This is a genomic window from Rhodococcus sp. PD04 (assembly GCF_035918275.1).
GTDB classification, from domain to species: Bacteria; Actinomycetota; Actinomycetes; order Mycobacteriales; family Mycobacteriaceae; genus Rhodococcus; species Rhodococcus rhodochrous.
On record NZ_CP142143.1, the window covers coordinates 536,399 to 559,072 of the forward strand.

Here is a 22,674-nt window from a genome sequence, read left to right on the forward strand (position 1 = left end):
ACCAGGAGGTATCGCGATGCGGCAAGTACTGCCCGATCTGTGGGAGACGCAGGAGGACAACCCGTTCCCGGGACTGAGAACGCACGCCTATCTGTGGACCGGGAAGACCGATGTGCTTTTCTACTCCGTTGCCGGTGAGGCCGATTTCGACGCACTGGACCGTCTCGGGGGGATCACCGACCAGTACCTGTCCCACCAGGACGAGGCCGGTCCGATGCTCGGCAGGATCGCCGAGCGCTTCGGGTCGAGACTCCACGCGGCGGCGGCGGAGGCAGACGTGGTCGGCCGACACGCCCGCATCGACGTCCCGCTGACAGAACGTCACGTGGACGACAACGGGGTGGAGATCGTTCCGACGCCGGGGCACACGGTGGGCAGCATCTGCTATCTGGTGCCCGGTGCGGACGGAACCCGCTACCTGTTCACCGGCGACACGCTGTACCGCGGTGCGTCGGGGAAGTGGCGGGCCGGCTACATCGAGGGGATGAGCGACGCCCGTGCACTCGCCGACAGTCTGCGCCTGCTGGCGACGACGGAGCCCGACGTGGTGATCTCGAATGCGTTCGCGGGGGAGTCGGGTGTGCACCGGATCGACCCCCGGGAATGGCCCGCCCACATCGACCGAGCTCTGACGGGGTTGTCGGCCGCGGTGCGGGGCTGAGCAGAGGTCCTCTTCCGGGACGTCCGCCCTGCCGCGGGTCGCGGCCGACCTTGCCGCCGGCTCATCTGCCGATGGTCGGCATGTGCGCGGTGAGTGTCGACAGGGTGCTGGCGACGATCTCGATGAGTTCGTCGGGGCGGATGTCGAGGGTGCCGTCGAGCCAGCGGCGGACGAGCTCGACGGCGCCGGCCATGACGACGACCGCGCACAGTTCGGCCTGCCGGGAGTCGAGACGGGTGCCCACCGCGTCGCTCTGCTTGGCGAGTTCGTCGGCCGCGGACCGGATGAACGCGCTCTTCCGCTCCGCAAGCGGGGGCGCGTCGGAGATGAGGAAACGGCCCTGCTGGGGGTTGCGTTCGACGGCGCCGACGATCGCTCCCACCGCGGCGCGCGCCTTGGCGTGCAGCTCGTCGGGGGCCGCCGCGATCGCGTCGACGGCGCCTTCGAGCAGGGTCGCGCCGAGCTCGTCGTAGGCGGTGGTGACGAGGTCGTTCATGTCGGTGAAGCTCTCGTAGAAGAAGCGCGGACCGACTCCCGCGGTGGCCGCGACCTTCCGTACCGTCGCCGCCGACCAGCCCTCGTCGGCGACGACGTCGATCACCGCGTTCTGGAGACGCTTGCGTCGTTCGGCGCGCCGATCGGCCGGCGCGATGCCGCGATACGCGCGGGTGGCTTCGGGCTCGGACACATCGTCGAGTGTGGCACAACACCACCGACCTTCCGGAATCGATCGATTCCGGAATCAAGTGTTTACTAATTGTGGAATCCTTGTCATAGTCGGTCCCTGAATCCGGACGAGGAGAAGATAGTGACGATCGATGCGCCGTCGACTGCCCACCTGCACGACCGAACCGACCGACTCGAACCGAAGCCGATCCTGAGAGAGGGTGGCCCGCGTCTGGCGATGTCGTTGCTCGCCGGCGACTCGGTACGACCCACCCGGGCCCAGGCCCGGGCGTTCGCCAAGTTCGCGCACACCTGCGATCCCGTGGCCGATGATCTGGTCGCCGCGATGCGCCGGGACCGGCTCCGCGTCCGCACGCAGTTCGAGCAGGCACTCGAACACGGCATCGAGACGGTGGACGATCCCGCACCCGAGGTGGCAGCGTTCATCGCCACCCTCGACGACGTGCCGTTCTGGGTCGACTACGACAAACTCGATCTCGCCGCGCGGGCGATCGCACGGATGCCGATGAGCACCCTCATGGCGTTCACCACCGCCATCGCCTTCCCGGCCAGCTACGTCTCCCCGCGCGTCAACGACGTGCTGCTGCGCGGCGGCGACCTCGCGAAGCGCGCCGCGGGACGGATCGTCGAGACGGTCTCGTGGTCGATGGACTGCACGGCGCCCGGCGGTATGGAGCGCTTCGGAGCGGGGACGAAGAACACCGCCCGCGTCCGCGTGGTGCACGCCTACATCCGTGCCGGGATCGACCGGGTCGACGACTGGAACATCGACACGCACGGCCGGCCCGTGAACCAGCTGCACTACTGCGTGACGATGATCCCGATCGCCGGGGTGGCCCTCGCCGTCATGGCGGCCGGTCACTGGTACTCGCGACGTGAGCGCGATGCGATCGTCCACCTCTACCGCTACATCGCCCACACCATGGGCGTGACAGCGGATCTGCAGGTCACCTCCCTCGACGAGCTCCTGCGTCTGATCTGGCTGGCGGTCTGGTCGGAGGTCGACCCCGACGACTCGTCCGCCGCTCTCACCGAGGCTGCCCTGAAAGCCGTTCCCCGTATCTACGGGGTCGATGGCCCGGGCGTGGCGAACCGCATCAGGAGCTGGGCGTACTACCACTTCCACGCCGACCTGGCCCGCCTGTCGCTCGGCTCCGGATACGCCGACGCCGTCGGTGTTCCGCGGCTGAGCCCGATGGCAGCGTTGTATCCGGTGTGGTTCGCGCGCAACCTCGTACGCGACCGCCTGAGTGTCCTGGTGCCCGGAGGCGCCGGGCGCGCCGCACGGCGGGGCCACGCCGAACGCATGCGGGAGATCGCCGAGGTGAAGCGGCGGCTCGAGGTGCGGCCCTACGAACGGGACGAAGCCGTGCAGTCGATCCGCGAGCGCGACCGTGAACTGAGGGCGCGATCGGCCTGATCCGGACATCGGGAACGCTCTGCCGCGAACGCCCTCGCCGCCACGACGACTCTGCAAGTGTGGTTCGTGAAGCACTGTCTTCGTGAAGCACTGTCGCACGCAGAGCTGTCGCACCCAGAGAAGGAGAGGTCATGCCCACTCGTACCGCACGGACCGCATGGAACGGGGATCTGCAGAAGGGCTCCGGTCAGGTGGAGCTCACCAGTTCGGGCCGTGGCACGTTCGACGTGTCGTTCCCGAAGCGTTCGGCGGAGAACGCGGACGGCACCACCAGCCCCGAGGAGCTCATCGCCGCCGCACATTCGTCGTGCTACGCGATGCAGTTGTCCGCGCTGATCGCGGAGGCGGGCGGCACGCCGCAGAGCCTCGAGGTCACCGCCGACGTCTCGCTGGGGCCCGACCCGGCGGGCGGATTCCGACTCACCGGAATCCGGTTGAAGGTGCGGGGCGAGGTCGACGGCCTCGACGCCGACGGCTTCGTCAAGGCCGCGGAGGACGCGAAGGCCGGATGCCCTGTGAGCAAGGCACTCACCGGCGTCGAGATCTCCCTGGACGCCGCGCTCGAGAGCTGACGGGTTCGTGGACCGATCGGCCGGGAACAGAGCACGTCAGGGCCGGGTTGTACCCGAATATGAGCATGCCTGACGTACTTCTCCCCACAGCCCACATCGAGATCTGGTCCGACATCGCCTGCCCCTGGTGCTACATCGGCAAGCGGCGCTTCGCGGAGGCCCTGGAGTCCTTCGACGACCGCGACCGGATCGAGGTCACCTGGAGGTCGTACCAGCTCTCGCCCGACACGCCGGTCGGGCGACGGGTCCCCGAGGTAGAGGCGCTCGTCGCGATGAAGGGGATGCCGGCCGAGCAGGTCAGGCAGATGTTCGCCCAGGTCTCGGACACCGCTGCCGACGTGGGACTCGAGATCGACTTCGACAACGTCGTCGCCGCCAACACCTTCGACGCACACCGGCTCGCGCATCTGGCAGGCGACAAGCGCGACGAGGTGCTCGAGGCGTTGTTCCGCGCGCATTTCGTCGATGGTGAGGTGGTCGACGACGTGGATGTCCTCGTGAAGGTCGCCGCCGAGGTCGGGCTCGATCCGGAGTCGACGCGCGCGGCGCTCGACGGCGACGATCCCGCCGGTGAAGCGGCGGCCGACGCCGTGGCCGCCGATCTCTTCGACGCGCGGCGCATCGGCGTGCAGGGGGTGCCGTTCTTCGTGGCCAACCGCGCCGTCGCGGTGTCCGGCGCGCAGCCGGTGGACGTCTTCCGTCAGTTCCTGCGCAGGGCCGTCGACGATGTGACGGTCAAGCTGTGAGTGCCGCGAGATAACGTCGCGCGATCTGTTGCTGGAGCAGGTGCCCGACGGGCCCGGCCAGCTTCGTGTACCAGCGGGCGGGGCGGGAGAACGCGAGCACCGTTCCCCGCACCCGTCCGTCCGCGGTCCGCTCGACGACGAAGGTCTCCTCGCCGCTGGCGGGATGGCCCGGGAGCGTGCCGTAGGTGAACCCGCGGACGTCTGCGGTGTCGACGATCTCGATCACCCGGCACCGCGCCGATGCGCGCACCGGTCCGAGACCGAAGCCGAGATCCACTTCGACGCCGGGCACTGCGAGGGGCGTACCGGCCGGGATCCGCATGCCCGCACCGCGATGCATGTCCCACGAGAACAACCGGGCAGCGGCGACTTCGAACACGGTGTCGCCGCTGCCCAGTTCGCTCTCGACCCTCAGGTGTCGATAACCGGAGGGGAGCGGTGCCTCGCCCCGGAAGGCACGCAGGCTCGCTCCCACCTCCGCATAGGTGAACTCACGCCCGGACCCGCCGGACGCGGACATCTCAGGACTTCTTGACGTCGAGGACGACCTCGAACTCGAGCAGCGATGCGCCGGTCGCGACGGGCTTCTTCGCCTCACCCGCGTGGGCAGCACGTGCGTCGCCGTCGCGCCACGCGGCGAAGTCCTCCTCGGACTCCCACTGCGTCACCACGAAGTACCGGTTCTCGCCCGCGGTGGGGCGGAGCAGCTGGAAGCCCAAGAAGCCGGGGGAGTTGTCGACGGTGTGCGCCCGATTGGCGAATCGCTTCTCCAGCTCGGGGCCGGCGCCTTCGGGAACTTCGATTGCGTTGATCTTCACGACTGCCATGCGCGAGAGCCTACTCCGCTAACTTGGTCGATTGTGTTGCACGACGAGGGCGGAACCGGACGACCCATCCTGCTGTTGCACGGTCTCATGGGCAGCGCCCGGACGTGGCGTCGTCACGTGCCGTGGCTGCGCGAACACGGGCACGTGTACACCTTCGACGCTGCCGGCCACGGCCGTCCCACCCCCGGCGAACTCACCACCGAGGCGTTCGTCACCGACCTCTCAGCCCACCTCACCGGGATCACCGAACCGCTCGTCGTGATCGGGCATTCGATGGGTGCCCTGCACGCGTGGTGCTTCGCCGCCGCCCATCCCGAGCGGGTCAACGCGCTGGTGCTCGAGGACATGGCGCCCGACTTCCGCGGCCGCACCGCCGCGAACTGGGCGGCGATGATCGCGCAGTGGCCGCAACCGTTCCCCACGGAGGATGCGGTCTCCGACTTCTTCGGGCCCGTCGCGGGTCGCTACTTCCTCGACTCGTTCGTCCGCCGCGACGACGGTTGGTATCTGCACGGCGACGTCGAGACCTTCCGTGACATCTCGGAGGAATGGGGTTCGCGGCACTTCTGGGACGAGTGGAATTCGATCCGCGTACCCGCCCTGCTGCTCGAGGGCGAGTTCACCATCACCCCCGAAGGTCAGATGCGGCGGATGGCGACGCGACCGGGCACCGAATACGTCCTCGTCGAAGGCGCCGGGCATCTCGTGCACGACGACCGGCCCGACGAGTTCCGCGCCGCCGTGGAGCACTTCCTGACCACGAACGAGCTGTCGGCGAGCCGACTCCAGTAGCACCGTCGGCGAGCCCACTCTAGGAGGTCGATCCCTCTCCGGCGAGTGCGAACCGGCCGTCGTCGGTCTGCTCGACGAGACCGTCCACGAGCAGCGAATGCAGGGCACGGTCGCGCTGGCCCGGGTCCGTGGTCCACACGCTGTCGAGGACGGGACGCTCCACCGGGACGCTGCTCTCGCGCAGCACCGCCATCAACCGGCCGCGCACCTGCCGGTCGGTGCCGGCGAACTTCTGCACCTTCCGGGGTGGTCCGTCGTGGGCGGGCCGCCCGGCCTGCACCCATGCGCACTCGGGCAGCGGGCAGCGTCCGCAGTCGGGTGTGCGAGCGGTGCACACGGTCGCACCGAGTTCCATCAGCGCCGCGGAGAAGGTCGCCGCACGCGCGCGCTGACGCGGAAGGATCTCTTCGACGTCTGCGAGATCCCGTGTGGTCGAAGGATTTCCCGGCTCCGCCCGGCCGTGGACGGCGCGTGCGACGACACGCCGCACATTCGTGTCCACCACCGGCACACGCTGCCCGTACGCGAAGCATGCCACCGCCCGGGCGGTGTAGGCGCCGACACCGGGCAGGGTCAGCAGGACGTCGACGTCCTCGGGCACCCGGTCGTCGTGCTCGGCGGCGAGTACGCCGGCGCACTCGTGCAGGCGCAACGCGCGGCGCGGATAACCGAGCTTGCCCCATGCCCGCAGGACCTCGGCCTGGCTCGACGCGGCCATCGCGGACGGCACGGGCCAGCGCTGCACCCACTCCTCCCAGATCGGGGCAACCCGGACCACCGGCGTCTGCTGCAGCATGACCTCGGACATGAGGATCTGCCAGCCCGTCACCCCGTCGCGGCGCCACGGCAGGTCGCGCGCCTGCGCGGCATACCAGCGCAGCAACGACGGTGCGTCCACGGACATCTCGGGTCTCCTCCGGTCACAGGGTCGGGTCTCGGGTTCCGCCGAGGAGATGTCGAACGAAATCGGACATGCGCGCAGGTGAATAATGTACGCATGCCGAACTCCAATCCCATCTCCGCATGGAAAGCCCTGACCGAGGGTAATCATCGTTTCGTCAGCGACACTCCGCTGCACCCGAGCCAGGGAATCGACCGTCGCGCCGAACTCGTCAACGGTCAGCATCCCACCGCCGTGCTGTTCGGCTGCGGAGACTCCCGCGTCGCCGCAGAGATCATCTTCGACCAGGGGCTCGGCGACATGTTCGTGGTCCGCACCGCGGGTCACGTCATCGACAGCTCCGTCCTCGGCTCCATCGAGTACGCAGTCGAGATCCTCAACGTTCCGCTCATCGTCATCCTCGGCCACGACAGCTGCGGCGCCGTTGCGGCGACCATCGACGCCCTCGACAAGGGCACGGTGCCGGGCGGGCACATCCGCAGCCTCGTCGAGCGGGTCGCTCCGTCGATCCTCATGGGCCGGGCCGAGGGCCTGTCCACCGTCGACGAACTCGAGGGCCGCCACGTCGTCGAGACGGGCAAGCTGCTCACGGATCGTTCGCGGATCATCGCCGACCGCATCGCCGACGGCCGCTGCGCCATCGTGGGCGTCACCTACAAGCTCGACGACGGCAAGGTGAGCCTGCGCGGCCACTTCGGCGACATCGGCGAGGCATCCGACAACTGAAGACGTGTGCACCTGCCGGTCACAACGATGTGACCGCAGGTCACAGCGACACGCCGACGGTGGTGTAGCCGTGCGCAGCCCGCGGCACATACCGTGGGGGGCGTGCTTGAACCGACCGGTCCTCTGCCCCCCGAGATCTACTGGCGACGACGCGTTCTCGCGATCGGAGTCTCGGTGGTCGTGCTGGCTCTGGTCATCTGGCTCGTCGTGGCGCTGACCGGCGGCGACGACCCCGATCAGAATCCCGAACCCGCAGCGGCGGAAGTGACGACCTCCGCCACCACGACGGCGGCCGATGCGTCCGCCGACGCGGCGTCCGCGAGCACCACTCGGAGCGGGGATGCCTCGGGTTCGTCCGGGTCGCGTGGTGCAGGGGGTTCGGCCTCGGAGGACGCGGACGACGACGATTCGTCCACGACCGCCACCACCTCCGCTGCTCCGGTTCCACCGGGGCAGTGCTCCGATCAGTCGCTCGCCGTGCGGGTCACGTCGGACGAGCCGAACTACCGGGTCGGTTCCGAACCCGATTTCACGATCGTCATCACCAACATCGGCACGTCGCCGTGCGAACGCGACCTCGGTGCGGGCCTTCAGCAGGTGCTCGTCTACAGCCTCGACGGCAACGAGCGGCTCTGGGCGAACACCGACTGCTTCCCCGAATCGACCGCCGACATCCGATCGCTCGATCCGGGCGACCAGGCGGCCTATTCCGTCAAGTGGTCGGCGACGACCTCCGAGCCCGGCTGCCAGGCGCCGCGCGAACCGGTCGGTCCCGGCGCGTACACCGTGGTCGGGCAGCTCGGCGGCCTGCGCAGCGTGCCCGAGCCGTTCAACATCACGCCCTGACCTGCGGATCGACGCTCGGCCGGTCGCGGTTCAGTCGTAGTGGTTGATGGCGGCTTCGGCGAGGCGCGACAGTCCCTCTCTGATGTACCGGGCCCACAGGGCGCCGACCCCGTCGACCGCCTGGAGATCGGCAGCGGTGGCGGCGAGCAGACCCTGCAGTGTGCCGAATGCACCCACGAGCCGGTTGATCTGCCGGGTCTGCAGGCGCGGCACCCGATGGAGCACGCGATAACCGCGGGGACTCATCGAGGTGTCGAGTGCCTCGATGGTGCCCGAATAGCCGAAGGCGCGGGCGAGGCTCGTCAGATCGAGCAGATCGACGTCGGTCAGGTGCGCGAGACGCTCGAGAGCCTGCTCGACCTCCTGCTGGGTGGGGACGTGCTCACCCGCCAGATAGTCGCGCACGATGAGCTGCCGGGCGAGCTGGTTGTCGCCGACGAGTTCCTCGAGCTGGAGGGCCAGCTGGCGACCGTCGGTCCCGAGTTCGAGCACGTCCTGCTCGATCTCCACGGACAGGCGGTGCATCATCTCGAGCCGCTGCGCCACGGTGAGCGCGTCGCGCAGCGTGACGATGTCCTCGATCTCGACCACGGACAACTGCCGGGTCACCTCGTCGAGGCGGGCCTTGTAGCGCTCGAGTGTCGCGACGGCCTGGTTGGCCCGGGACAGGATGGTCGCGGAGTCGTTGATGACGTGGCGGCGACCGTCGACGTACACGCTGACGATGCTCATCGACTGGCTGACCGAGACCACCGGATATCCGGTCTGGATCGCAGTGCGTTCCGCGGCGCGGTGCCGGGTTCCGGACTCCACGGTGGGGATGCTCGGATCGGGCACGAGCTGCACGTTGGCGCGCACGATGCGCGAACCGTCGGTGGACACCACCACGGCGCCGTCCATCTTCGACAGCTCCCGGAGTCGGGTGGGGGCGAACTCGACGTCGAGTTCGAAACCGCCGTCGCACAGCTCGGCGACCCTGTCGTCGAAACCGAGGACGATCAGGCCGCCCGTGCGGCCGCGGAGGATGCGTTCGAGACCGTCGCGTAGCGCGGTGCCGGGCGCCAGACGAGCGATGGTGTCGCTCAGCGTCGATGCCGGCGCCGACTCGGTCATCTGGACTTCCTTCCCCTGTGCGGTCTGCGGTCGTCGTCACAATGCGCGGACTCCCGGATCGGCGCCCCGACCGCGCAACTACATTACTTGCTTATGCGCAGCACCTGGACTTTGCCCGACGACCTCGTCGTTCCCGATCTGCCGGAAGATCATCCCGGCCCGGGTGCGCCGGTACCGCAGCATTGGAACAAGTGCTTCGGTTGTGGTGACGACCAGCCCCACGGCCTCGCGATGGAGTTCACGCTCGGCGAGGGTCTCGAGGTGCTCGGCCGGCTCGACGTCGCCACGCGCTACCAGGGCGGACCGGGGTTCATCCACGGTGGCATCCTCATGACGGCATTCGACGAGGTGCAGGGAATGGCGTGCAACGCCGCCCTGCGGACCGCCGTCGTCACCGGGCACTTCGAGACGGACTTCGCCCGTCCCATCCCGTTGGGTTCGGTGCTGGAGTTCCGCGCCCGCGTCGACGGCACGGTGCGCCGCAAGGTTTACACCAGCGCGGAGGCGCGCATCGTCGACGGTCCGCTGGCCGACCCGGACGTCGTGGTGGCGTCGTCGGTCGGGCTCTTCGTCGTCGTCGGGCACGAGCATTTCGCGAAGGGTCGTGACTACGCCGACGGGCTCCCGCAGAGCGAGCACGATATCTCCGCAGTCTGACGTCCCCGCAGTCTGGCATCTCCTTCGTTCGGGTGTTCTCGTTCAGGTCTCCGGCCCGTCGGGGAGCAGCGGAACACCCGGCCGGTGGTCGCGTCCGAGCAACGCGGCCGAGGTGACCGCGCCCGCGCCGTAGCGGGAGTGCAGATCGTCGAGAACCGCATCGAGAGCGTGCTGGTCGACGGCGCGGTGCGTTCGCGTGTCTCCGACAAGGTGACTCGGCGTGTCTCCGACAGCCTCGACCGGCTCGTCGAACGGCAGCTCGAGTTGCTCGACGCCTTCGCCGACGAGGTTCGTCACCGCGACCCCGACGAGGGTGAGACCGCGCTCGGCGATGAGCGGCAGGGTCTGTTCGAGCAGGTCGCGCGCCGCCGCCGACAGCAGATCGGTGCGTGCGGTGGCCCCGGGCAGCGTGTGGGAGCGGGTCGCGCGGGTGTGGTCGGCGAAGCGCATCCGCAGCACCACCGTGCGGCCGAGGCGACCGGCCCGGCGCATCCGCCGGCACACCCGGTCGACGAGCAGTTGCAGCGTCTCACCGACCGACTCGATGCTGTGCGGTCCGCGGCCGAGGGCGTGCTGCGCGCCCATCGAACTGCGCCGCCGATGCCGGACCGGACGTGGATCGTGGCCGATCGAGAGGGCGTGCAGGTGGCGTCCCGCTGCGCGTCCGAGCAGCGACACGAGATCGGACTCGGAGTGGGCGGCGACATCGGCCACGGTCCGCAGACCGTGCGCGTGCAGTTTTGCCGCCGTCACCTTGCCGACACCCCACAACCGCTCCACCGGCAACGGATGGAGGAACTCGAGTTCGGCGTGTGGAGGGACGAGCAGCAGTCCGTCGGGCTTGGCCACCCCGCTCGCGACCTTGGCGAGGAACTTGGTGCGCGCGACACCGACGGTGATCGGCAACCCCACCTCGTCGGCGACCGTGCGACGCAGACGTGCGGCGATGTCGACGGGGCTGCCGGCGATGCGCCCGAGACCGGAGACGTCGAGGAACGCCTCGTCGATGGAGATCCCCTCCACGATCGGTGTGGTGCGGTCGAAGATCGCGAACACGTCGCGGGACGCCTGCGTGTAGGCCTCCATGCGGGGAGGCACCGAGATCAGTCCCGGACACAGGGCGCGGGCGGCCCGGCCCGACATCGCGGTGACGATGCCGTGGGCCTTGGCCTCGTAGCTCGCCGCGAGTACGACACCCCCGCCCACGACGATCGGTCTGCCGCGCAGCCACGGATCGTCGCGCTGCTCCACCGACGCGTAGAACGCGTCGAGATCGGCGTGCAGCACCGTCGCTTCGGACACGAACACATGTTCGCACCTGCCGCCGACACCTCGGCAGGTCAGTGCCGCCGGCACCTCGGCAGGTCAGCGCGTGAGCGTCGACAGTGCCTGCGCCACGTTGGACACCTCGAACTTCTTCATGCCCTTCGGGACACCGTCGACATCGCGCGGAACCACCCCGCGGTCGAAGCCGAGCCGGCTCGCCTCTGCGAGGCGGCGACCCGCACCGACGACACGACGGACTTCCCCGGCGAGACCGACCTCGCCGAGAAGCACGGTGCCGGCAGGGACGGGTTGGTCGCGCACGGCCGAGGCGACGGCGAGCGCGAGCGCGAGGTCGGCGGACGGATCGGTGATCCGCATACCACCGACGGTGGAGGCGTAGACGTCGCAGTTGCCGAGCCGGCCGAGGCCGCAGCGACGCTCGAGCACCGCGAGCACCATCGCCACCCGCGCGGAGTCGAGGCCGCTCACGGCGCGTCGCGGCGACGGATTGTGGGTGGGCACCACGAGTGCCTGGACCTCACCGAGGAGCGGGCGTTTGCCGTCCATCGTGACCGTGACGGCGGTGCCGGGCACGGCCTCGTCGCGGTGCTGCAGGAACAACCCCGACGGGTCGCTCACCCCGACGATCCCGTCCTCGGCGAGTTCGAAGCAGCCCACCTCGTCGGCGGCCCCGAACCGGTTCTTCACCCCGCGCACCATGCGCAGTGTGGAGTGCTTGTCGCCCTCGAAGTGCAGCACCACGTCGACGAGGTGCTCGAGGGAACGCGGGCCGGCGACGGCGCCGTCCTTGGTGACGTGGCCGATGAGCAGCACCGGGATGCCGCTGGACTTCGCGAGGGAGGTCAGGGCGCTGGTGACCGCGCGGACCTGCGTGACGCCACCGGTGACGCCGTCGACGTCGGCGGCGAGCATGGTCTGGACCGAGTCGACGACCAGCAGGGTGGGTTTGACCTGCTCGACGTGCCCGAAGATCGTCGCGAGGTCGTTCTCGGCGGCGAGATAGACCCGGTCGTGCACGGCGCCGGTGCGGTCGGCGCGCAAACGCACCTGACCGGCCGATTCCTCGCCGGTGACATAGAGCGCGCGATCGGCTTCGCCGCGCAACGCCCAGCGGTGCACCACCTCGAGGAGAAGCGTGGACTTGCCGACACCGGGCTCACCGGCGAGCAGGACGACCGAACCGGGGACGACACCGCCACCGAGGACACGGTCGAGTTCGGGGATGCCCGTGGGCTTCGCGTGGGTGGACTTGCTGTCGATCTGCGACAGCGGGGTGGCCGGGGTGCTCGGCAGCACGGCGGCGGCACCGGCACGGGCGAGCGAGGTACCCGAGCGCGAGGCGACCGCGACCGGCTGCACGGGTGCTTCGTCCATCGACCCCCACGTTCCGCATTCGGGACAGCGCCCGACCCACTTCGCGACGGTGTGCGAGCAGTCGGAACAGCGGTAGAGGGTCTTGGTCTTTGCCACGGCCGGAGGATAGACGGTCGCACCGACACCGGAGCGGATGCGAGAAGGGCCCGGCCGAGCTGTGCTCGACCGGGCCCTTCTGTAGAAAGGTCCTAGTGTGCTTCGCCCACGATCGGCGAGAGATCCGACTCGTCGCGGGGGAGCTCCGGGCCGGCGTCGATCGGCACGGACAGCGTGATGTCGCCGGCCTCTTCGAACGTGAAGGTCACGGGAATGGTCAGGCCCGGGCGGACACCCTCGGAGAGGTCCACGAGCTCGACGTTGTTGGCGACGGCATCCGGAGCCGGGGAGGGGGTCTCCTCGGTGCTGTCCGGACGCGGCGACTCGTCGACCTCCTCGACGAGGGCGGCGTTCTCCTCGGAGACACCGGCGACCACGGAGGACTGCGGCGGAACCTCGAGGCGGGCACCCGTGACCGAGGCTGCGAAATCGGTGGAGATACCGGTGAGCCGATCACCGACGTACGGGTCGAGGTTGACGATCGTGAAGCCGAGCTGGGCGGTGCCGCCGGGCTCGATGCTGTACTCCTCGGAGTTCGGGTAGATCACGTGCACGTTGCGCAGCGCGAGGCTGCCGGCGTCCACGTTGGAACCGTTGATGGCCGCGACCTGGGTCGAGGTCTGGGTGATCTGACCGGCGCTGCACGCGGACATCGTGAGCGCCGCTCCCGCGGCAAGGGCGAGAGCGGTCACGACTCGACGAGTCGGCGCTTTGAGAGCAGTCACGGGTTCCTCCACTCGAGTAAGGCTCGCAATCCACTAGGCAGAGTAGTAGTTCCCGAGTGCGCTGTGTACGTCGGGGCCGGATCTCGTGCGGATTCGCACCCGGAAGACAAGATCGACAGGCCTCGGCGGACGAGTGTGTCGGAGGTCACCCGATACACGGAAGAGACTGCCTGTCAAGCCCTACGCTCACCGCTCGGTGCCCCTGACCTGCACCGTTGACGCGAGGGCGATGTGGTCACGTGTTAAACTGGGAGAATCGAAAGGGGCACGGGACACATGATTTTCAAGGTCGGAGACACCGTCGTATACCCCCATCACGGTGCGGCGCTGATCGAAGCAATCGAAACACGCACCATCAAGGGTGAGCAGAAGGAATATCTGGTTCTGAAAGTCGCGCAGGGCGACCTGACGGTCCGGGTACCTGCAGAGAACGCGGAGTACGTCGGAGTTCGCGACGTCGTCGGGCAGGAAGGCCTCGACAAGGTTTTCCAGGTGCTGCGCGCACCCCACACGGAAGAACCCACCAACTGGTCACGGCGGTACAAGGCCAACCTCGAGAAGCTGGCCTCCGGCGATGTCAACAAGGTCGCAGAAGTTGTGCGCGACCTGTGGCGCCGGGAGCAGGACCGCGGCCTGTCCGCAGGTGAGAAGCGGATGCTCGCCAAGGCGCGTCAGATCCTCGTCGGTGAGCTCGCGCTCGCCGAGGGCACCGACGACGTCAAGGCGGAAACCATGCTCGACGAGGTTCTCGCCGCCGCTTCCTGACGCGCGAGACATCGGCAAACTGCACATGAGCGATCGCAACGGGCCGGTCGTCGGAATTCTTCCGGCGGCCGGCCGCGGTGTTCGCCTGGGAGAACCACTGCCCAAGGCGTTCGTGGAACTGGACGGCCGCACGATGCTCGACCGCTCGGTCGAGGCGATGCTCGCCTCGGCGGTGGTCGATCGCGTGGTGATCGTCGCGCCGCCCGAACTGGCGGCGACGCCGGCGGACCGGCTCGTCGGTGAGTCGTTCGCCGACCGGGTCACCGTCGTCGCGGGTGGCGCCGAGCGCGCCGACTCGGTGCGCGCGGGTCTCGCGGCGGCATCGGGCGCTCGGTTCGTGCTGGTCCACGACGCCGCGCGTGCGCTCACCCCCGCCGATCTGTTCGTCCGGGTCGTCGACGCGTTGCGGGCCGGAAGCAACGCGGTGATCCCCGTTCTGCCTGTCGTCGACACCATCAAGAGCGTCGACGCCGACGGGACCGTCACCGGAACTCCCGACCGGTCCACCCTCCGCGCGGTACAGACCCCGCAGGGGTTCGACGTCGACCTGCTCGAGCGGGCCAACCGCGATGCGGCCGACGCGACCGACGACGCGGGACTCGTCGAGCGGCTCGGGGAGCGGATCACCACGGTCGCAGGCGACCCTCTCGCTTTCAAGATCACCACCCCGCTGGACCTGGTGCTGGCACGGACCGTGCTCGCGTCCGGCGTCCGCACCGAGAAGGAGATGTGAGCATCGTGCGTGTCGGCATCGGAACGGACGTCCATCCCGTGGAGGCCGGACGGCCGTGCTGGATGGCCGGTCTGCTGTTCGAGGACGCCGACGGGTGCGCGGGTCACTCGGACGGGGACGTCGCCGCGCACGCTCTGTGCGATGCGGTGCTCTCGGCCGCCGGTCTCGGCGATCTCGGATCGGTCTTCGGCACAGGGCGCCCCGAGATGGCCGGCGCCTCCGGTGTCGCCATGCTCGGTGAGGTGCGCCGCCTGCTCGCGGACGCCGGCTGGGTGGTGGGCAATGCCGCCGTGCAGGTGATCGGGAACCGTCCGAAGATCGGGCCGCGGCGCGAGGAGGCACAGGCGGTGCTGTCCGAGGCGCTCGGAGGTCCGGTCTCCGTGTCGGCGACCACCACGGACGGTCTCGGGCTCACGGGCCGGGGAGAAGGTGTGGCCGCGGTTGCGACCGCACTGGTCCTGGCACAGCAGGACGAGCGGTAGGATCGACGGTCGTGACCTTGCGCTTATACGACACCGAATCGCGGGCCGTGCGGGATTTCGAACCGCTGGTCCCCGGCCAGGCCTCGGTGTACCTGTGTGGGGCCACCGTCCAAGGCGAACCCCATATCGGGCACGTACGCAGCGGAGTTGCGTTCGACGTGCTCCGTCGGTGGCTCTCCACCAAGGGCCTCGATGTCTTGTTTGTGAGAAATGTCACAGACATCGAGGACAAGATCCTCCGCAAGGCTGCTGAGGCAGGTCGGCCGTGGTGGGAGTGGGCCGCGACCTACGAGCGTGCCTTCAACCGCGCCTACGACGCGCTCGGTGTGCTTCCTCCTTCGGTGGAACCCCGTGCGACCGGCCACATCACGCAGATGGTCGAACTCATCCAGCGCCTCATCGACGCCGGGCACGCCTACGCGGCCGACGGCGACGTCTACTTCGACGTACTGAGCTACCCCGAATACGGTGCTCTCTCCGGACACCGCATCGAGGACGTCCACCAGGGTGAGAGCGCCGGACTCGGCAAACGCGACCCCCGCGACTTCACGCTGTGGAAGGCCGAGAAGCCCGGTGAGCCCTCGTGGCCCACCCCGTGGGGACGCGGCCGCCCCGGCTGGCATCTCGAGTGCTCCGCGATGGCGGGCTTCTATCTCGGCGGCACCTTCGACATCCACTGCGGAGGCATGGACCTCGTCTTCCCGCACCACGAGAACGAGATGGCCCAGTCCCGCGCCGCCGGCGACGGCTTCGCCCGCTACTGGCTGCACAACGGCTGGGTGACGATGGGCGGCGAGAAGATGTCGAAGTCGCTCGGCAACGTGCTGTCGATTCCCAACGTGCTCGCTCGCGTCCGGCCGCAGGAACTGCGCTACTACCTCGGCAGTGCCCACTATCGTTCGATGCTCGAATACTCCGACGACGCGCTCGCCGAAGCGGCTGCCGCGTACCGGGGACTCGAATCGTTCGTGCTCAAGACCCGCGACCGTGCGGGGGAGGTGCCCGTGGGCGAGTGGACCGAGGCCTTCGCCGAAGCGCTCGACGACGACCTCGGTGTCCCCAAGGCGCTCGCGGAGATCCACCGCAAGCGCAGCGAGGGCAACAAGGCGCTCGACAACGGCGATCTCGACACGGCCGTGCAGATCGCCTCGCAGGTCCGGAGCATGCTCGGCATCCTCGGTGTCGACCCGCTCGACGAGCACTGGTGCTCCACCGGTGATTCCGGATCGGCCGCGCTCGCGGCACTCGATGTGCTGGTCAGAGCGGATCTCGAACGCCGCACGACCGCCCGGGCCGAGAAGAACTGGGCGGTGGCCGACGAGGTGCGGGACCGCCTCGCAGCTGCGGGGGTCGAAGTGACCGATACGCCCAACGGACCCGAGTGGTCTCTGAAAGCAGGACAGTGATGGCAGGCAATTCTCAGCGTCGCGGCGCTATTCGTAAGGGCGGCACGAAGAAGGGCCAGGTCGTCGGGTCCGGTGGGCAGCGGCGACGCGGCCTCGAACCGCGTGGCGCCACCCCCAGGGCCGAGGACCGGCCCTACCACCCTGCCGCACGGCGTGCCCGGGCCGCAGCCAAGGCTGCCGACCCGCGTGGCGGCGGCGGTCGTCGTCCCGCAGCCGGCCGGAAGGCCGAGGACGGGCCGGAGATGGTGCTCGGCCGCAATCCGGTCGTCGAGTGCCTGCGTGCCGGTGTGCCCGCGACCGCTCTGTACGTCGCCCTCGGTGCCGAGGCCGACGAGCGGCTCAAGGAAGCCGTGCAGCGCTCGGCCGAGATGGGCATCTCGATCCTCGAGGTCTCGCGTTCCGAGCTCGACCGTATGTCGTCGAACGGGATGCACCAGGGCATCGGTCTGCAGGTGCCGCCGTACCGCTACGCGCACCCCGACGACCTGCTCGCCCGTGCCGCGGAGAACCACGAACGTCCGCTGCTCGTGGCCCTCGACAACATCTCCGATCCGCGCAATCTCGGCGCGGTGATCCGTTCGGTCGCGGCCTTCGGCGGCCACGGTGTGGTCATCCCGCAGCGCCGTTCGGCGTCGGTGACGGCCGTGGCATGGCGCACGAGTGCCGGTGCCGCAGCGCGACTGCCCGTCGCGCGTGCCACCAACCTCACGCGCACGCTCAAGGACTGGCAGTCCCGCGGTGTCCGCGTCGTCGGCCTCGATGCCGGCGGCGACACCAACCTCGACGACTTCGACGGCACCGATCCCGTCGTCGTGGTCGTGGGCTCGGAGGGCAAGGGACTCTCGCGCCTGGTGCGGGAGACCTGCGACGCCGTTCTCTCCATCCCGATGGCCGGAGATGTCGAGTCGCTCAACGCCTCCGTCGCAGCGGGTGTGGTCCTCGCCGACATCGCGCGGCAGCGCCGGGCCTGACAGGACTGTGCGGCAGTCGGGCCTGACAGGACTGCGCGGCAGTCGGGCCTGATCGAGTCCGCCCGATCTGTAGTCGCGAGGGCCTAGTCTGTCCTCGTGGTCGCATCCCTGCCGTTCCGTACGAAGGTGTTCGCGTTCCTCGGACGCTTCGCCGACAAGTCCATCGCCGAGGCGTCCGTCGACGAGATCCCGGCACGTCGTGCTGCACGCGCGAAGCTGCTGTCGTCCCCGGTCGGACGGCTGATCTCGGGACGGACGCATCCGGGCGTGCGGATCGAGGACCGATGGGTCGATCTCGAGCACGAGGCGATCGACGATCTCGCACCCGAGGACTCCGCGGTCCGGACCCGTCTGCGGATCTATCGGCCCTCCGCGCGGACGAAGGGTCCGCTGCCCGTCGTTCTGCTGTTCCACGGCGGCGGGTGGGTGCTCGGCAATCCGGAGCAGAACGAGTGGTGGGCGAGCCACACGGCCGCGCGGACCCCGTGCGTCGTGGTGTCCGTGGACTACCGGCTCGCCCCCGAACATCCCTATCCCGCAGCGGTGCTGGACTCCTGGTCGGCGTTCCGGTGGGTCGTCGCACACGCTGCGGAGCTCGGCGGTGATCCGTCCCGCGTCGTGGTCGCCGGTGACAGTGCCGGAGGCAACCTCGCCGCGGTCGTCGCCGATGTGGCCGGACGCTCGGGCGGTCCACTGCCGGTCGGTCAGCTGCTGTTCTATCCGGCGACGGAGATGGAGGAGGAGTTCCCGTCGGAGCGGCAGTTCGCGAACGCTCCCGTGCTCACCTCCCGTGGCATGCGGGCGTTCGTGCGTCTGTATCTGGCCGGCGCCGACCCGTACGCACCGACCGCGGCCCCGCTGCGCGGCACGCTCGCCGGTGCCGCCGTACCGGCCCTCGTCCAGATCGCCGGGCACGACCCGTTGCGCGACAACGCCGTTCGATATGCCGCGGCGCTCAGGGACAAAGGCGGCGACGTCACGGAGACCGATTATCCCGACACCGTGCACGGCTATCTCAGCCTGCCCGGCATCTCGCCGCCCGCGACACGGGCACTCGACGAGGCGATCGCCGTCGTGCGTCGGGTGACGGCCACCGACCCGACCGACGAGGACGACGCGTCCGTGCGGTCGCGCGCCTGACCGTCACACCGCGGCGATCACCGCACCGGCACGAACCGCACCCGCTGTCCGGGACGCAGTTGCGCCGCGACCGGCAGATCGGCGGCGACCGCCACCGCGGCCACCGGATAGCCGCCGGTGACGGGATGGTCGACGAGGAACAGCACCGGATGCCCGTCCGGCGGTATCTGCAGCGACCCGGGAACCATGCCCTCGCTGGGCATCTCCTCGTGCCGTGCACGGTGCAGGCGACCCGGACCGTGGAACCTGATGCCCACCCGATCGAGTTCCGATGTCACCGTCCAGGTCTCGTGGAACAGTGCCCGCAGTGATCCGGGTGTGAACCAGTCGTCGCGCGGGCCGGGCCGTACCCGGATCTCCACGGGGTCGTCCATCGGCGGCGGTGGTGGGAACTGCTCCTCGTCGGGCAGGGGGCCCGACATCGCCCCGACGAGCAGACTGTCGCCGGCGCGAACCGGTGACGGTCCGGTGTTCGACAGGGTGTCGGTGGACCTGCTGCCGAGCACCTCCGGCACATCGATGCCGCCGCGCACCGCGAGGTAGGTCCGCAGTCCTTCGTTCGGGACGCCGATCCTCAGCACGTCGTCGTTGTGGAGGGTGATGCGCGCCCAGTCGCCGACCGGCCGGTCGCACACGGTCACGTCGGCGCGGGCGCCGGTCACGGCCACGATCGTCTCGCCGACGCTGCGGACGACGAGACCGCCGCCGGTCACCTCGAGTGTCGCCGCGTCCGGTTGGTTCCCCACGAGCCGGTTCGCGGCGTCGTGTGCGCGCCGGTCGGCGGCACCGGACCGGGTGAGGCCCGAGGAGCCGTGACCGGGACGTCCGCGATCCTGGACCGTCGTGAGCATTCCGCCGGAGATCACATCGAACCACGCCACGATGTTCATTCTCACTCACCGGCTTCGATCACACGGCCGGACTCCGGCCGAACGATCGCGTTAGGTTCGAAGAAGAGCGAGAACGGAGGTGACGATCGTGGACGAAGTGAACGTGCGTGCGGCGACGACACGACTGGTCGAGAGGGCCGTCGAGGCCGACGACCTGCAGGCGGCGCACGACGCCGTGGCGGAACTGAGCGTCGAGCAGGTGGTCGACGTGCTCGAACGGCTCGGCCGGACGGGCCGCGCGGTGCTCTACCGGCTCCTGCCGAAGGACCGGGCGATCGACGTCTTCGAGCAGCTCGACCCGAGCATGCAGAGCGAACTGCTCCGTGGGCTCCGCGACGACCAGGTGGCCGCGATCTTCGCCGGCCTCGAGCCCGACGACCGGGTGGAACTGCTCGACGAGTTGCCCGCGACGGTCGCGTCGACCCTCATGCGCGGTCTGCCGCCCACCGACCGCGAGGTGACCGCCACGATCCTCGGTTATCCGCAGCGGGCGATCGGCCGGCGGATGAGCCCGGCCTTCGTGTCGTTGCGGCAGGACATGACGGTGGAGCAGGCGATGGACGCCGTGCGTCGTCGGCTGGATGACGCGGAGACGGTGTACACGCTGCCGGTGGTGGACGACGGTCGTGTGCTCGTCGGGGTGGTCGGTCTGCGCGAGCTGATGAGTGCGACTCCGGGAACGGTGGTCGCCGACATCATGAGCGAGCCCTACTGGGCGCGCGTGACCGACGACGCCGAGGAGTCCGCGCGTCGCTGCGCCGAACTCAAACTGCTGGCGTTGATCGTCGTCGACAGCGAAACCAGGCTGGTGGGCATCCTGACCGTCGACGACGCCCTACGGATCCTCGAGGCCGCCGACAGTGAGGACCAGGCACGCATCGGCGGTACCGAGCCGCTGCGCCGGCCCTATCTCGCGACACCCGTCGGGCAGTTGGTGCGCTCCCGGGTGGTGTGGTTGCTCGTGCTGGCCCTCGGCGCGACCCTCACGGTCCAGGTCCTCGAGGTGTTCGAGTCGACCCTCGGTCAGGTGGTCACCCTGGCGTTGTTCGTGCCGCTGATCATCGGCACCGGGGGCAACACCGGCAACCAGGCCGCCACCACCGTCACCCGCGCGCTGGCGCTCGACGACGTGACACCCCGCGACATCGGCGGGGTGATCGCCCGCGAGTTCCGGGTGGGCCTGTCCCTCGGTGTCCTGCTGGGTTCGGTGGCGTTCGTCCTGACGTCTCTGGTCTACGACTCGTCGGTGGGTGCGGTGATCGGCCTGACCCTGGTGAGCATCTGCACTCTCGCCGCCACGGTCGGTGGTGCGATGCCGTTGGTGGCCAAATCGATCCGCGCCGACCCGGCGGTCTTCTCCAATCCGTTCATCACGACCTTCGTCGACGCGACCGGCCTGGTGATCTACTTCCTCATCGCGAAGGCCGTGCTCGGTATCTGACCCCTGCGAAGGGTCGGATCAGATCGCGACGAAGCGCACCGCACAGCCCGGCCGCAGCAGCGCCGCAGGGGCCCGGTCCGGTTGCCACAGCGGAGCATCGGAGGTTCCGATGAGCTGCCATCCTCCGGGCGATTTCCGCGGGTAGACACCCGAGAACTCGCCTGCGAGCCCCACGGCGCCGGACGGGACGGACGTGCGCGGCGAACTGCGGCGCGGCACGTGCAAGCGCGAATCCCCGCCGGTGAGATACGCGAAGCCGGGCGCGAACCCACCGAAGGCGACCGTCCAGAGGCTGCCGGTGTGGGCGGCGATCACGCCGTCCGCGCCGAGGCCGGTCAACTCGCCGACCTCCTCGAGATCGGTCCCGTCGTACCGGACTTCGAGCGTCACCTCCTCGACGTCGATGTCGTCCCCGGACACCGGTGCGGTGGTGGTGACCCACTTGTGCACGACCTGCAGACCGGTCTCCGACGGATCGAAGCACACCAGCAGTGTCCGCGCCGCCGGCACGAGATCGACGACGCCACGCGGCCGCTCACGGTCGAGTGCCCGGAAGTGGGCGAGAACGTCGTCGAGGGAATCGAATTCGGCGAGCAGTGCACTGTCTCCGGCACGAAGGATTCTCATGGGTGGACCTCGCGGTGTCGGGCGTTCACACGAACGCCCGGATGTCGATCTTCTCGGCGTCGAGGAGGCGGCGCACGGCGACGGCCATCGCCGTGGCGTCGGGGGAGTCGCCGTGGATGCACACCGACTGCGCGTTCACGCGGACGTCGCTGCCGTCGACCGCGGTGACCACCCCCTCGGTGACCATGCGCAGGACCCGCTCGGCGATCTCGTCCGGATCGTGCAGTACCGCACCGGGTTCGCGCCGGGAGACGAGCGTCCCCTCGGGGGTGTAGGCGCGGTCGGCGAACGCCTCGGTGACCACCCTCAATCCGGCCCGTTCGGCCTCCTCGAGAAAGACGGAGTCGGGTAGTCCGAGGACGGGCAGTGAGGCGTCGTAAGCGCGCACCGCATCCACGACCGCGCGGGCCTGCTCGCGGTGATGGACGATCGCGTTGTACAGCGCGCCGTGGGGTTTGACGTAGCTCACCGCCGAGCCCGCCGCCCGGGCGAGACCGTCGAGCGCGCCGATCTGGTAGATGATCTCGGCGGTGAGATCCGCCGACGGCACCTCGATGAACCGGCGACCGAAACCGCCGATGTCGTTGTATCCGACCTGGGCGCCGATCCGTACCGCGCGCTTCGCGGCGCCGTGGCAGGTGCCCAGCAGCGTCGCCGGGTCGCCGGCATGGAATCCGCACGCCACGTTGGCGCTGGTGACGATGTCGAGCATGGTCTCGTCGTCGCCGAGACGCCACTGGCCGTAGCTCTCGCCGAGGTCGCTGTTGAGGTCGATGCGGGTCACGACCC

At 69.3% G+C, this 22,674-nt stretch carries 26 protein-coding genes; 15 read left to right on the plus strand and 11 right to left on the minus strand.

From position 1 onward, the window contains the following. Positions 1 to 16: 16 nt before the first annotated feature. Positions 17 to 661, plus strand: a complete 645-nt coding sequence (locus U9J23_RS02460) for an MBL fold metallo-hydrolase (protein ID WP_326601215.1) — start codon at positions 17 to 19, stop codon at positions 659 to 661. A 61-nt stretch (positions 662 to 722) separates the two neighbouring features. On the opposite strand, the gene U9J23_RS02465 is transcribed toward U9J23_RS02460, so the two are convergent. Continuing rightward, the gene (locus U9J23_RS02465; RefSeq protein WP_059382595.1) at positions 723 to 1,349 is read right to left on the minus strand and encodes a TetR/AcrR family transcriptional regulator; all 627 of its coding nucleotides are present in this window, start codon (positions 1,347 to 1,349) and stop codon (positions 723 to 725) included. Positions 1,350 to 1,469: 120 nt separating this feature from the next. Here U9J23_RS02465 and U9J23_RS02470 point away from each other — a divergent pair, with 120 nt between their 5' ends. The 3 genes from U9J23_RS02470 to U9J23_RS02480 all read left to right on the plus strand — a co-directional run bounded on the left by U9J23_RS02470 (position 1,470) and on the right by U9J23_RS02480 (position 4,086). Next, the gene (locus U9J23_RS02470; protein ID WP_106200707.1) at positions 1,470 to 2,768 is read left to right on the plus strand and encodes an oxygenase MpaB family protein; all 1,299 of its coding nucleotides are present in this window, start codon (positions 1,470 to 1,472) and stop codon (positions 2,766 to 2,768) included. A 131-nt stretch (positions 2,769 to 2,899) separates the two neighbouring features. Next, positions 2,900 to 3,340, plus strand: a complete 441-nt coding sequence (locus U9J23_RS02475; RefSeq protein ID WP_059382593.1) for an OsmC family protein — start codon at positions 2,900 to 2,902, stop codon at positions 3,338 to 3,340. Between the two features lie 59 nt (positions 3,341 to 3,399). Then, the gene (locus U9J23_RS02480) at positions 3,400 to 4,086 is read left to right on the plus strand and encodes a DsbA family oxidoreductase (RefSeq protein WP_059382592.1); all 687 of its coding nucleotides are present in this window, start codon (positions 3,400 to 3,402) and stop codon (positions 4,084 to 4,086) included. Here U9J23_RS02480 and U9J23_RS02485 read toward each other — a convergent pair. Then, positions 4,076 to 4,606, minus strand: a complete 531-nt coding sequence (locus U9J23_RS02485; RefSeq protein WP_059382591.1) for a DUF1990 family protein — start codon at positions 4,604 to 4,606, stop codon at positions 4,076 to 4,078. The two genes, U9J23_RS02480 and U9J23_RS02485, sit on opposite strands and share 11 nt — an antisense overlap. Position 4,607: 1 nt before the next feature. After that, a complete protein-coding gene (locus tag U9J23_RS02490) occupies positions 4,608 to 4,913 on the minus strand; it encodes an antibiotic biosynthesis monooxygenase family protein (protein WP_006550495.1) in 306 nt (101 codons plus the stop codon). Positions 4,914 to 4,946: 33 nt separating this feature from the next. On the opposite strand from U9J23_RS02490, the gene U9J23_RS02495 reads away from it, so the two are divergent. Next, positions 4,947 to 5,705: an alpha/beta fold hydrolase gene (locus tag U9J23_RS02495; protein WP_326601225.1), complete on the plus strand. Its 759-nt coding sequence runs from the start codon at positions 4,947 to 4,949 to the stop codon at positions 5,703 to 5,705. Between the two features lie 19 nt (positions 5,706 to 5,724). Here the strand turns inward: U9J23_RS02495 and U9J23_RS02500 are convergent, their stop codons facing one another. After that, positions 5,725 to 6,609, minus strand: coding sequence for an A/G-specific adenine glycosylase (locus tag U9J23_RS02500; RefSeq protein ID WP_059382589.1), 885 nt, complete (start codon positions 6,607 to 6,609; stop codon positions 5,725 to 5,727). Between the two features lie 93 nt (positions 6,610 to 6,702). On the opposite strand from U9J23_RS02500, the gene U9J23_RS02505 reads away from it, so the two are divergent. Then, a complete protein-coding gene (locus U9J23_RS02505) occupies positions 6,703 to 7,332 on the plus strand; it encodes a carbonic anhydrase (protein WP_059382588.1) in 630 nt (209 codons plus the stop codon). Positions 7,333 to 7,434: 102 nt separating this feature from the next. After that, a complete protein-coding gene (locus tag U9J23_RS02510; protein ID WP_059382587.1) occupies positions 7,435 to 8,178 on the plus strand; it encodes a lipase chaperone in 744 nt (247 codons plus the stop codon). 30 nt (positions 8,179 to 8,208) lie between these two features. On the opposite strand, the gene disA is transcribed toward U9J23_RS02510, so the two are convergent. After that, a complete protein-coding gene (disA, locus tag U9J23_RS02515) occupies positions 8,209 to 9,291 on the minus strand; it encodes a DNA integrity scanning diadenylate cyclase DisA (protein ID WP_059382586.1) in 1,083 nt (360 codons plus the stop codon). 93 nt (positions 9,292 to 9,384) lie between these two features. Between disA and U9J23_RS02520 the strand changes: the two genes are divergently transcribed. Then, positions 9,385 to 9,948 carry a PaaI family thioesterase gene (locus tag U9J23_RS02520; protein ID WP_059382585.1) on the plus strand — a complete coding sequence of 188 codons (564 nt, stop codon included), beginning with the start codon at positions 9,385 to 9,387 and terminating at the stop codon, positions 9,946 to 9,948. A 42-nt stretch (positions 9,949 to 9,990) separates the two neighbouring features. On the opposite strand, the gene dinB is transcribed toward U9J23_RS02520, so the two are convergent. The 3 genes from dinB to U9J23_RS02535 all read right to left on the minus strand — a co-directional run bounded on the left by dinB (position 9,991) and on the right by U9J23_RS02535 (position 13,430). Further along, positions 9,991 to 11,256, minus strand: a complete 1,266-nt coding sequence (dinB, locus tag U9J23_RS02525; RefSeq protein WP_326601230.1) for a DNA polymerase IV — start codon at positions 11,254 to 11,256, stop codon at positions 9,991 to 9,993. Between the two features lie 57 nt (positions 11,257 to 11,313). After that, positions 11,314 to 12,705, minus strand: coding sequence for a DNA repair protein RadA (gene radA / locus U9J23_RS02530; RefSeq protein ID WP_059382584.1), 1,392 nt, complete (start codon positions 12,703 to 12,705; stop codon positions 11,314 to 11,316). A gap of 92 nt (positions 12,706 to 12,797) precedes the next feature. Further along, on the minus strand, positions 12,798 to 13,430 hold the full coding sequence (locus tag U9J23_RS02535) for a hypothetical protein (protein WP_059382583.1): 633 nt from the start codon (positions 13,428 to 13,430) through the stop codon (positions 12,798 to 12,800). A gap of 276 nt (positions 13,431 to 13,706) precedes the next feature. Between U9J23_RS02535 and carD the strand changes: the two genes are divergently transcribed. The 6 genes from carD to U9J23_RS02565 all read left to right on the plus strand — a co-directional run bounded on the left by carD (position 13,707) and on the right by U9J23_RS02565 (position 18,927). Next, a complete protein-coding gene (gene carD, locus U9J23_RS02540) occupies positions 13,707 to 14,195 on the plus strand; it encodes an RNA polymerase-binding transcription factor CarD (protein ID WP_006550486.1) in 489 nt (162 codons plus the stop codon). Positions 14,196 to 14,220: 25 nt separating this feature from the next. Then, positions 14,221 to 14,928, plus strand: coding sequence for a 2-C-methyl-D-erythritol 4-phosphate cytidylyltransferase (gene ispD / locus U9J23_RS02545; RefSeq protein WP_059382582.1), 708 nt, complete (start codon positions 14,221 to 14,223; stop codon positions 14,926 to 14,928). 5 nt (positions 14,929 to 14,933) lie between these two features. Next, positions 14,934 to 15,410, plus strand: coding sequence for a 2-C-methyl-D-erythritol 2,4-cyclodiphosphate synthase (gene ispF, locus U9J23_RS02550; protein WP_026061385.1), 477 nt, complete (start codon positions 14,934 to 14,936; stop codon positions 15,408 to 15,410). 11 nt (positions 15,411 to 15,421) lie between these two features. Then, positions 15,422 to 16,816 (plus strand): cysteine--tRNA ligase, encoded by a 1,395-nt coding sequence (cysS, locus tag U9J23_RS02555; RefSeq protein ID WP_085469455.1) that lies wholly within the window; start codon positions 15,422 to 15,424, stop codon positions 16,814 to 16,816. Then, entirely contained in the window at positions 16,816 to 17,787 is a 972-nt protein-coding gene (rlmB, locus tag U9J23_RS02560; RefSeq protein WP_059382580.1) for a 23S rRNA (guanosine(2251)-2'-O)-methyltransferase RlmB, read from the plus strand. The genes cysS and rlmB overlap by 1 nt, the downstream gene beginning before the upstream one ends. A gap of 96 nt (positions 17,788 to 17,883) precedes the next feature. Further along, positions 17,884 to 18,927, plus strand: coding sequence for an alpha/beta hydrolase (locus tag U9J23_RS02565; RefSeq protein WP_059382579.1), 1,044 nt, complete (start codon positions 17,884 to 17,886; stop codon positions 18,925 to 18,927). Positions 18,928 to 18,944: 17 nt separating this feature from the next. On the opposite strand, the gene U9J23_RS02570 is transcribed toward U9J23_RS02565, so the two are convergent. Next, positions 18,945 to 19,817, minus strand: coding sequence for a biotin-dependent carboxyltransferase family protein (locus U9J23_RS02570; RefSeq protein ID WP_059382578.1), 873 nt, complete (start codon positions 19,815 to 19,817; stop codon positions 18,945 to 18,947). An 88-nt stretch (positions 19,818 to 19,905) separates the two neighbouring features. Between U9J23_RS02570 and mgtE the strand changes: the two genes are divergently transcribed. After that, a complete protein-coding gene (mgtE, locus tag U9J23_RS02575; protein WP_059382637.1) occupies positions 19,906 to 21,258 on the plus strand; it encodes a magnesium transporter in 1,353 nt (450 codons plus the stop codon). Between the two features lie 18 nt (positions 21,259 to 21,276). On the opposite strand, the gene U9J23_RS02580 is transcribed toward mgtE, so the two are convergent. Both U9J23_RS02580 and U9J23_RS02585 read right to left on the minus strand, forming a co-directional pair. After that, the gene (locus U9J23_RS02580; protein WP_059382577.1) at positions 21,277 to 21,885 is read right to left on the minus strand and encodes a 5-oxoprolinase subunit B family protein; all 609 of its coding nucleotides are present in this window, start codon (positions 21,883 to 21,885) and stop codon (positions 21,277 to 21,279) included. 25 nt (positions 21,886 to 21,910) lie between these two features. After that, positions 21,911 to 22,669, minus strand: a complete 759-nt coding sequence (locus U9J23_RS02585; protein ID WP_059382576.1) for a LamB/YcsF family protein — start codon at positions 22,667 to 22,669, stop codon at positions 21,911 to 21,913. Positions 22,670 to 22,674 lie beyond the last annotated feature (5 nt).